This is a genomic window from Candidatus Magnetaquicoccus inordinatus (assembly GCF_004217665.1).
GTDB lineage: Bacteria > Pseudomonadota > Magnetococcia > Magnetococcales > Magnetaquicoccaceae > Magnetaquicoccus > Magnetaquicoccus inordinatus.
Genome location: NZ_RXIU01000137.1, coordinates 1 through 9785 on the forward strand (window position 1 = coordinate 1; position 9785 = coordinate 9785).

At 54.9% G+C, this 9785-nt stretch carries 8 protein-coding genes; 6 read left to right on the forward strand and 2 right to left on the reverse strand.

The annotated features are described in order from the left end of the window. The first annotated feature begins 252 nt into the window (after positions 1–252). The 6 genes from scpA (at position 253) to EJP87_RS10580 (ending at position 8249) form a co-directional block, all read left to right on the forward strand. The gene (gene scpA / locus EJP87_RS10555) at positions 253–2430 is read left to right on the forward strand and encodes a methylmalonyl-CoA mutase (protein ID WP_130471837.1); all 2178 of its coding nucleotides are present in this window, start codon (positions 253–255) and stop codon (positions 2428–2430) included. Beyond that, complete coding sequence (meaB, locus tag EJP87_RS10560; RefSeq protein ID WP_130471838.1) at positions 2427–3413, forward strand: methylmalonyl Co-A mutase-associated GTPase MeaB; 987 nt, start codon at positions 2427–2429, stop codon at positions 3411–3413. Before scpA ends, meaB begins: the two co-directional genes overlap by 4 nt. A gap of 3 nt (positions 3414–3416) precedes the next feature. After that, positions 3417–4961: an acyl-CoA carboxylase subunit beta gene (locus EJP87_RS10565; RefSeq protein WP_130471839.1), complete on the forward strand. Its 1545-nt coding sequence runs from the start codon at positions 3417–3419 to the stop codon at positions 4959–4961. 10 nt (positions 4962–4971) lie between these two features. After that, complete coding sequence (locus EJP87_RS10570; protein ID WP_130471840.1) at positions 4972–6930, forward strand: acetyl/propionyl/methylcrotonyl-CoA carboxylase subunit alpha; 1959 nt, start codon at positions 4972–4974, stop codon at positions 6928–6930. Positions 6931–7199: 269 nt separating this feature from the next. Next, positions 7200–7601, forward strand: coding sequence for a methylmalonyl-CoA epimerase (mce, locus tag EJP87_RS10575; RefSeq protein WP_130471841.1), 402 nt, complete (start codon positions 7200–7202; stop codon positions 7599–7601). Positions 7602–7649: 48 nt separating this feature from the next. After that, positions 7650–8249 carry a DUF4326 domain-containing protein gene (locus tag EJP87_RS10580; RefSeq protein WP_130471842.1) on the forward strand — a complete coding sequence of 200 codons (600 nt, stop codon included), beginning with the start codon at positions 7650–7652 and terminating at the stop codon, positions 8247–8249. Between the two features lie 42 nt (positions 8250–8291). On the opposite strand, the gene EJP87_RS18830 is transcribed toward EJP87_RS10580, so the two are convergent. Continuing rightward, positions 8292–9125 carry an aldo/keto reductase family protein gene (locus EJP87_RS18830; protein ID WP_130471843.1) on the reverse strand — a complete coding sequence of 278 codons (834 nt, stop codon included), beginning with the start codon at positions 9123–9125 and terminating at the stop codon, positions 8292–8294. Beyond that, a complete protein-coding gene (locus EJP87_RS10590; protein ID WP_338140535.1) occupies positions 9122–9661 on the reverse strand; it encodes an MFS transporter in 540 nt (179 codons plus the stop codon). Before EJP87_RS10590 ends, EJP87_RS18830 begins: the two co-directional genes overlap by 4 nt. Positions 9662–9785 lie beyond the last annotated feature (124 nt).

Genomic DNA, 9785 nt, shown 5'->3' on the forward strand with positions numbered 1-9785 from the left:
CGCACATTTTCAGCAGGGCTTTGCCCTGCACCCACCAGGAGGAGATAATCTCCTCCTGGACCTCCATAATAATTTTCTGATTTTCAAATGCGATTGCCCTGAGCAGAAAGAGTGCTGGCAAATATGATAGCGCCTTGAAATGATGCGCTTAAGCTCGTACCCTCAACGCCAAAGAGTGCTGCACCAGCCTAACAGGGGGGATGCGGGCAGCAGTCGGATGATTTTTCCACTTTTGGCAAGGAAGCTCTTCCTATGTCCACTCCAGAATCCTCCTCGTCCGCTCATCCCCATTGGGAAGAGTGGCAAAAACAGGCAAAAACGGCTCTGCGCGGCCAAGATCCCACCTCCCTGCAGTGGCAAACTCCAGAAGGCATCCCTCTGCAGCCACTCTATACCCCCCACGATCTGCAGGAACGTGCCCTGCCGGAGATAGGTCTGCCGGGTCTGCCTCCTTATGTACGCGGTCCCTACCCGACCATGTATGCGCAACGCCCCTGGACCATCCGCCAATATGCAGGCTTTTCCACCGCCGAAGAGTCCAACGCCTTCTATCGGCAGGCTCTGGCCGCCGGAGGTCAAGGCATCTCGGTCGCCTTTGATCTGCCTACCCATCGCGGCTATGACTCCGATCATCCACGGGTGGTCGGCGATGTGGGCAAAGCTGGGGTGGCAGTTGACTCCCTGGAGGATATGAAAATACTCTTCTCCGGAATCCCTCTGCACAATATCTCCGTCTCCATGACCATGAATGGCGCCGTTTTGCCGATTCTGGCCGGCTATATCGTCAGCGCCCGCGCCCAGGGGGTCAGCGAAGCACAATTAAGCGGCACCATCCAGAATGATATTCTCAAAGAGTTTATGGTCCGCAACACCTATATCTATCCTCCGGCCCCCTCGATGCGCATTGTCGGCGATATTATCGCCTATGCCGCAGAGCATATGCCCCGCTTTAATCCGATCTCCATCTCCGGCTATCATATCCAGGAGGCCGGGGCCGATGCTGCTCTCGAACTGGCCTATACCCTGGCCAATGGCAAAGCCTATGTGGAAACCGCCTTGGCACGCGGCATGGCTATCGATCAATTTGCGCCACGCCTCTCCTTCTTTTTTGGCATCGGCATGAATTTTTATATGGAGATTGCCAAACTGCGCGCCGCCCGTCTGTTGTGGTCGCGGATCATGGCCGCCTATTCGCCAAAAGATCCCCGCTCTTCACAACTGCGTACCCATTGTCAAACCTCCGGTTGGTCCCTGACCAGCCAGGATCCCTATAACAATGTGATCCGTACCACCATCGAAGCCATGGCTGCCGTGTTTGGCGGTACCCAATCCTTGCATACCAACGCCCTCGACGAAGCCATTGCCCTGCCCAGCCCCTTCTCGGCGCGCATCGCCCGCAACACCCAGATCATCCTGCAAAGCGAAGCCCATCTGACCCATGTGATCGATCCCTGGGGTGGATCCTACATGATGGAGAGCCTGACCCACGATCTGGCGGAACAAGCCTGGACATTGATGCAGGAGATCGATAGCGCTGGTGGTATGGTGCAGGCTATTGCCAACGGCTTGCCCATGCGCCGCATTGAAGCGGCGGCTACACTGAAACAGGCGCGAATCGATCGGGGACAGGAGGTTATTGTCGGGGTCAACCGCTACCAACTGGAGCAGCAGGAGGAGCCGTTGCAACTGTTGGTGGTGGATAACCATGCGGTACGCGAAGCACAATTGCAGCGTTTGGCCCAGATCAAGGCCACTCGACAGAGCTCTGCTGTGCAGGAGGCGTTAACTGCCTTGAGCCGGGCGGCCCGTGAGGAGAGTGGCAATCTCTTGCAGTTGACCATCGCTGCCGTGGCGGCACACGCCACTGTGGGCGAGGTCAGTGCAGCCTTGGAAGAGGTTTATGGCAGACATCAGCGGGCTTTGACCCCCTTGGCGGGCGTCTATGGTCGCGCATGGCAGGAGGAGCCGGTGTGGCAGGAATTACGCAACAAAGTGGCAGTATTTGCCAGCAGAGAGGGGCGACGCCCACGCATTTTAATGGTCAAACTGGGACAGGATGGTCATGATCGCGGCCTCAAGGTGATCGCTTCGGCCTTCGCCGACGCCGGTTTTGATGTGGATATGGGCGCCCTGTTCCAGACTCCCGAAGAGGCAGCACGCCAGGCAGTGGAAAATGATGTGCATGTGCTGGGGGTCTCCACCTTGGCCGGAGCCCATTTGACTCTGATTCCCGCCATCATCCACGCCTTGCGCCAGGAGGGCGCCGAGGAGGTGTTGGTGGTGGCAGGAGGCGTGATCCCCGAACAGGATTTTCCCCCTCTGCAACAGGCTGGAGTGGCAGCAATCTTTGGTCCCGGCTCATCGGCACTCCAGGCGGCAACTGAGCTCCTGGAGCTGCTTGAACAGCGTCTTGCTGCCCAACACCCATGAAAGAGGATTGGCAGCATCTGGCGCAAGCGATTCGCCAAGGCCACAGACGGGCCATCGGCAAAGGGATCACCTTGCTCGAAAGCTGTCGCCCTGAGGATGCAGAACAGGCAAGCCGTCTGCTCGCCGCCTTGGAGGAGCCTGCAGGAGAGAGTCTGCGTGTTGCCATCAGCGGCGCTCCAGGGGTGGGCAAAAGCACCTTGATCGAAGCCTTGGGTATGCAGGCGGTGGCCCAAGGTAGGCGCGTCGGAGTGTTGAGTGTGGATCCCTCCTCGCGACTGAGCGGTGGCAGCATTCTCGGTGACAAAATCCGTATGCCTCGTCTCTGCCAGCAGGCCAACGCCTATATTCGCCCCAGCCCCGCCGGAACCCTCTTGGGCGGAGTGGCACGGCGCACGCGCGAGACCATTCGTTTGCTGGAGGCGGCTGGCTTTAATCTGCTGCTGGTGGAGACCGTCGGAGTCGGGCAGAGCGAAACCGAAGTGGAGGGGATGGTCGATCTTTTTGTGCTGTTGCTGCTGGCCAATGGCGGCGATGAGCTGCAGGGGATCAAACGGGGGATCATGGAGCTGGCGGAAATTATCGTCATCAACAAGGCGGATCCTCCCTGGCAGGAGCTGGCAGCCCACAGCGCAGCCCAGGTACGTCAGGCAATCCACCTGTTGCAGCGCAAAAATCCGCTCTGGGAGCCGCAAGTGTTGCTGACCAGCGCCCTGCACGAACAGGGGATCGACAGCTTATGGGCGGCGTTACAAAGTTTTCAGCGCTTGTTGCAGGAACAGGGTGCGCTGCAACAAAAACGCCAGGCGCAAGCTACGCGCTGGATGTGGGAACGGGTCTATGAGGGATTGCGACTGCAGTTGCATACTGATAGTCTCGTGGCACAATTGGCCCCGGAATTGGAAAAGCTGGTCGCCCAAGGCGCTTTGGGCCCCATTGAGGCCGCCGAACGACTGTTGCACTGTTTTGCCAACGCAAGGAAGTAAATCATGCAGGATATTATTGATCGTCTGGAGATGTTACGAGTCGGTGCCAGTTTGGGTGGTGGGCAGGCCCGCATCGATGCCCAACATGCCCGTGGCAAATTGACCGCCCGTGAACGTTTGGAAGCCTTGATGGATCCTGGCTCCTTCGAGGAGATGGATCTTTTTGTCGAACATAATTGTACCGACTTTGGCATGGATGAAAACCATATTGCCGGTGATGGTGTGGTCACCGGTGTCGGCTTGATCTATGGTCGTCGGGTCTTTGCCTTTTCTCAGGATTTTACGGTCTTTGGTGGTTCGCTGAGCGAAGCCAATGCACGTAAAATATGCAAAATCATGGATATGGCCATGAAGGTTGGCTCGCCTGTGGTTGGCCTGAATGATTCGGGAGGAGCGCGTATTCAGGAGGGTGTGGCCTCATTGGCGGGCTATGCCGAGGTGTTTCAACGCAATGTTTTGGCCTCCGGGGTGATCCCGCAAATCTCTGCCATCATGGGCCCTTGTGCCGGTGGTGCGGTCTACTCCCCTGCCCTGACCGATTTTATCATGATGGTCAAAGATACCTCCTACATGTTTTTGACCGGACCGGAGGTGGTAAAAACGGTCACCCATGAGGATGTCAGTGCCGAACAGTTGGGGGGAGCTGTCACCCATAGCACCCGTTCCGGTGTTGCCGATTTTGCCTATGAAAATGATCTGGTTCTGCTCAAGCAGTTGCGACGGTTGCTGGCCTTTTTACCCTCCAGCAACCGCGATACTCCGCCCCGTATCGACAGCGGAGATGATCCCAAACGCCGCATCTATTCACTGGACAATCTGGTGCCCAACGATCCACAGCGCCCTTATGACATGAAGGAGCTGGTCGCCAAGGTGGTCGATAACGGCGACTTTATGGAGATTCAGGCGGGATATGCCAAAAATATCATTATCGGCCTGGCGCGCCTGGATGGGCGCAGTGTCGGCATCATCGCCAATCAACCGATGGTCCTGGCTGGCTGCCTGGATATTGCCAGTTCGATCAAGGCGGCCCGTTTTGTGCGTTTTTGCGACTGCTTTCATATTCCCTTGATCACCTTTGTCGATGTACCCGGCTTTTTGCCTGGGCTGCAACAGGAGTTGGGGGGCATCATCAAACATGGGGCAAAATTATTGTTTGCCTATGCCGAAGCAACCGTGCCCAAAGTGACGGTGATCACCCGCAAAGCCTATGGAGGAGCCTATGATGTGATGTCCTCCAAGCATTTGCGCGGCGACCTCAACTATGCCTGGCCCAACGCCGAGATTGCGGTCATGGGGCCAAAAGGGGCGGCTGAGATCATCTTTCGCAATGAGATCAAAGCCTCTGCCAACCCGGAAGCCAAATTGAAAGAGGTAACCGCCGCCTATGCCGCCAATTTTGCCAATCCCTTTATCGCCGCACGCAAAGGTTTTATCGATGATGTGATCATGCCCCACGATACCCGCATGCGGGTGATTCGTGGTTTGCAGACCCTGGAGGGCAAACAGTTGAGTTTGCCTTGGAAAAAACACGACAACCTGCCTTTATAGGAATGGTGTCATGCGCAAGATCTTGATTGCCAACCGGGGTGAAATCGCCTGCCGGATCATTAAAACCGCCCAGCGTATGGGTATTGCCACAGTGGCCATCTATTCGGATGCCGATCAAGATGCCCTGCATACCCGACTGGCTGAGCAAAAGGTGCGGGTCGGCGAGGCTGCCAGCTCCTCTTCCTATCTGCATGTCGAGCATATTCTTGCCGCCATCAAAGAGAGTGGCGCTGATGCCGTCCATCCCGGATATGGCTTTTTATCGGAAAATGCCGCCTTCTGCCGCACCTTGCAGGAACGGGGGATCACCTTTATCGGTCCTGGAGTCGAGGCCATCCTGGCCATGGGTGATAAAATTGCCTCCAAAAAATTGGCTCGCTCCATCGGGGTCAACACCATTCCTGGGCACCCGGAAGCGGTCGCCAACGCCAAAGCTGCTGTCGCCATCGCTCGGGAAGTGGGCTATCCGGTGATGATCAAAGCCTCTGCCGGTGGTGGCGGCAAAGGGATGTGCATCGCCCGCAACGATAGTGAAGCGGCCGAAGGCTGGAGCTCCGCTGCCAATATGGGACGCTCCTATTTCAAGGATGATCGCGTCTTTATCGAAAAATTTATCGAACATCCCCGCCATATCGAGATCCAGATTCTCTGTGATCAACAGGGCAATGGCATCTGGTTGAACGAACGTGAATGTTCGATCCAGCGCCGCAACCAAAAGGTGATTGAAGAGGCCCCCTCGCCTTTTGTGAATGCCGAAATGCGTGCTGAAATGGGCAAACAGGCGCTGGTGTTGGCCAGAGCAGTCGGCTATGTCTCAGCCGGTACCGTGGAGTTTGTGGTCGGTGCCGAGCGGCATTTCTATTTTTTGGAGATGAATACCCGCCTGCAGGTGGAGCATCCGGTCACCGAGATGATCACCGGCCTGGATTTGGTTGAGGAGATGATTCGCATTGCCCGCGGCGAGACTCTGCGTCTGCGCCAGGAGGATGTGCCATTAAATGGCTGGGCTGTGGAGTGTCGCATCTATGCCGAAAATCCCTATGCCAACTTTCTCCCTTCCAGTGGGCGACTGGTACAGCATCAGCCGCCAGCAGAAAGCCCACGAGTGCGTGTCGATACCGGCGTTACTGCTGGCAGCGAGGTCTCCATCCATTATGATCCGATGATCGCCAAATTGATCACCTGGGGGGAGACGCGGCAAACGGCCATTGCCAGTATGCGCGAGGCACTGGATGGCTATCTGATTGAAGGCCCCAAACATAATATCGACTTTTTGAATGCCCTGCTCGCCCATCCACGCTTTATTGAAGGGCAATTGACCACCAGCTTCATTGCCGAGCACTATCCTGAGGGCTTTCAGGGTGCCGCCTTGGATGCGGAATCGGTACGTTTTTTTGCCATCGTTGCCGCCTGTCTGGAGCGGGCTGAAGAGGCCCTGTTGGCCCCCCTGCCCGAAACCAATGATTGGGTGGTCACGGTGGCACAGGAGACCATCAGCCTGCGCGTCTCCCACAGCCCCGGCTTTGATCGCATTGAACTGGCCGATGGCACCCTTTTGGAGGTGGCTGAAGCCTATCGACCCGGCATGCGTCTGGCTACCTTTGTGATTGCGGGAGTCAGTCGCACGGTACAGATAGAGCGCCGTGACTCCGGTTATCTGCTGACCCAGGGCGGGCGGCGGGTCAAAACGGCGGTCCGTTCGCACCGGCTGCATGAACTGGCACAGCGTATGCCCAAAAAGAGCCGTCAGGATAGCATGAAAACGGTGGTGACACCGATGCCCGGTTTGGTCAGTCGGGTGATGGTCAGCGAAGGACAAAAGGTCACTGCCGGACAGATTTTATGTTTGTTGGAGGCGATGAAGATGGAAAACACCCTTTGTGCCGAGCGGGATGGCATCATCGCCACTGTACATGTCCGTGCCGGTGAGACGGTGGAAAATGAGACTGTCCTCTTTACCTTTCGCTAAGGTAACTATTCACCACCCAAAACAACTGCGGGTCCAGGGAGGGCACCTCCCTGGCGGAGTCCAGAGGCGGAGCCTCTGGGGTTTTGTTTTGTGCTTTTGGCGCGCTTTTCACAACAAGCCGACGCGCTTTTTGCGTCGGCTTAAGCGCCTAATGGAAGCAAGCTGTGCGCATTGGCGCGCTTTTTTGCGCCAATGCGCACAGCATCCCCATGGGGGTAGAGCTGGCGAGCCAGCACCAACCTGAATAGTTATCTGCTAAGGAGATTGCGATGATCGGTCGCTTGAATCATGTGGCGTTGGCAGTTGCCGATCTGGAGCAGGCGGTCAACACCTATCGGCTGATTCTGGGAGCCCAGGTGGATCCGCCGCAACATCTGCCCGAGTTTGCTGTGACCGTGGTTTTTGTCCGTCTGCCCAATACCAACGTGGAGCTGCTCTCTCCCTTGGGCGACAACTCTCCCATCAGCAAATTTCTCGCCCGCAATCCGGCCGGGGGGATGCACCATATCTGTTATGAGGTTCAGGATATCACATCGGCGGTGCAGCGCTTACAAGAGCAGGGAATGCAGGTGTTGGATCCCTCTCCGAAGAGAGGCGCCCATGGCAAACCGGTGGTCTTTTTGCACCCTAAAAGTATGGGTGGTGTTCTGGTAGAGCTGGAGGAGGCGTAACTTTTTTTCAACAACCATAGAATTTTCCGTAATCAACCATCTATAGAGATGAACAGCGTTCTGATTCTTTATCCGCCGGAGTTTAACTGTTACTCCAAATTTTCCCGAAAGGTTGCTCATATCCTGTTAAACCTGGATGATTTTATGGTGGTTTTTCCACACGATCCCAATCTGTTGATCAAAAAATATTTCTCTGAGGTACAAAATGTACCCTTTGCACAAAAAGTGTGGCAACCCGCAGAGGTGTCGCATGCAATCATATTTGATGATAAAACCGTATTTGCCAATGATGTTGCTCGCCTGCGCGAAGCTGGAGTTGTTTTACGACAGATTGTTGTTAAAATTACAAGAGCTATAAACATAAAGATCGAAACAGATTATAAAAATCTAACCCGCACCCCAGAGTATGAATATATTGGCAGAGGCTCTTATTGGGGTAACCCCTATGCCATGTATGCAGAAGGTGAATCCAGGGAAGAGGTAATCAGAAAATATGAATATGATTTTACATATGACAAATTTCCCAATAAAAATAAATCCGAGGTGTATAAACTTGCCGGCAAGCGCTTGGGTTGCTTCTGCAAGCCAAAAGCATGTCATGGTGATGTGTTGGCCAACTTTCTGAATAGTTGGGATGACGGCACCTAACAAACCACAGCCGTCAGCAACCTGATCGCAGCTCTCTCCCCCTCAAGCCAACAGTTGACTCACCTCCCGGCACTCCTCCTCGCGCAACTGGAAAGAGAAGATCTCTAAATCCTCCTGCATATGCCGCTGCGAGGTGGTGCCTGTCAAAGGTGTCACCCCTACCTGGGTCAAATATCGAAACAAAATCTGTGCCCGACTCTTGCCATAACGCTCTGCCAAGCCTGCCATTAAAGGATGCCCCAACAGATCGGGATTGGCGGTCAAGGTCCAAAAGCTTTGATAACGAATGGTATTTTCTACACAAAAAGCGCGAATAATCCGATCATATCCGGTCGCAGCATAAAAACGGTTCTGCAACACCTGCGGCTTGATCCGTACCGTGGCACAAAGATATTCCAACAAACGAGGATTATAACAGTTGCTGATACCCAAAGAGAGCACCTTCCCTTGTTCGACCAACTCTTCCATCGCCTGCCACACCTCCAGCGTTTGCGGTATGGTCGGCATGGGGGAGTGCAGCAATAAACAATCGAGATACTCTGTGCCCAGATTGCGCAAGGAACTGTGCAGCGACTCTGTTACCTGCTCGGCCAACTCCGCATCAGGATCATAGGGAAGCCGTTGTGGATCTTGGCCACTGAGCGAAGTAAATTTGCTCTGCAGATAGAGCTCAGAACGGGAAAGCTTTCCCTGCGCAAAAGCCGCCATCCCCGCACCCACCCCAGGCTCATGATAATGTTTGGGCTGACAGGCGGTATCAATACCGCGAAATCCGCACCGCAACGCCTGTTCCACCAACTGCGCCGTGCGCTCCTTTTTCCAGGCTGTACCATAGAGAAGCATCGGCATCGGCAGAGAAGATATTCTGTCCATCATAGGCTCCTGGGCGGTTCTGCAAAATTGGAAAGTGGGGTTGCTTGTTGCACTCTCTGCAGCCACAGTGTGGCCAACAAAGAGAGAATGATCACCGGCAAGGCAATCGCTTGTAAACTCTGCCATCCTCCGCGCGCTGCCAGCCATCCGGCAGCAAAAGAGGCAAACATCTGGGCGCTGTAGACCAACAGCTCATTCAAACCCTGAGCTTTGCCCTTCTCCTCCGGCAGATAGGTTGAAGCCAGCAGGGTGGTGCCACCAATATACAAAAAATTCCAGCCAATACCCAACAACAATAAAGAGCCCCAAAAATGGGCCAGGCTGACCCCAGACCAGGCAATCAAAAGGCACAACAGATTGATCACCCCTCCCGCAAGCAAAACTGCTATAACCCCAAATCTCTGAATCAGCGTGCCGGTAAAAAAGGAGGGTAAAAACATCCCCAAAACATGCCACTCCAGAACAAAGGCAGCATCCTGAAACGGCAACTGACACCCCTGCATCACCAGAGGCGTGGCCGCCATCAGCAAGGTCATCACCCCATATGCGCTAACATGTTTTCCCCGATACAGCCATTTGTCGCTTACGTTTTCGCGGTGATTCTGCCAGTTGGGTCAGGATCACAGACCAATCTTTCATGACATTGTCGAAAGAAAATACTGG

What these genes read in the sequence shown, in the direction of transcription:
- scpA (WP_130471837.1), top strand. Translation starts at nt 253, where the DNA reads ATGTCCACTCCAGAATCCTCCTCGTCCGCTCATCCCCATTGGGAAGAG.
- meaB (WP_130471838.1), top strand. Translation starts at nt 2,427, where the DNA reads ATGAAAGAGGATTGGCAGCATCTGGCGCAAGCGATTCGCCAAGGCCAC.
- EJP87_RS10565 (WP_130471839.1), top strand. Translation starts at nt 3,417, where the DNA reads ATGCAGGATATTATTGATCGTCTGGAGATGTTACGAGTCGGTGCCAGT.
- EJP87_RS10570 (WP_130471840.1), top strand. Translation starts at nt 4,972, where the DNA reads ATGCGCAAGATCTTGATTGCCAACCGGGGTGAAATCGCCTGCCGGATC.
- mce (WP_130471841.1), top strand. Translation starts at nt 7,200, where the DNA reads ATGATCGGTCGCTTGAATCATGTGGCGTTGGCAGTTGCCGATCTGGAG.
- EJP87_RS10580 (WP_130471842.1), top strand. Translation starts at nt 7,650, where the DNA reads ATGAACAGCGTTCTGATTCTTTATCCGCCGGAGTTTAACTGTTACTCC.
- EJP87_RS18830 (WP_130471843.1), bottom strand. Translation starts at nt 9,125, where the DNA reads ATGATGGACAGAATATCTTCTCTGCCGATGCCGATGCTTCTCTATGGT.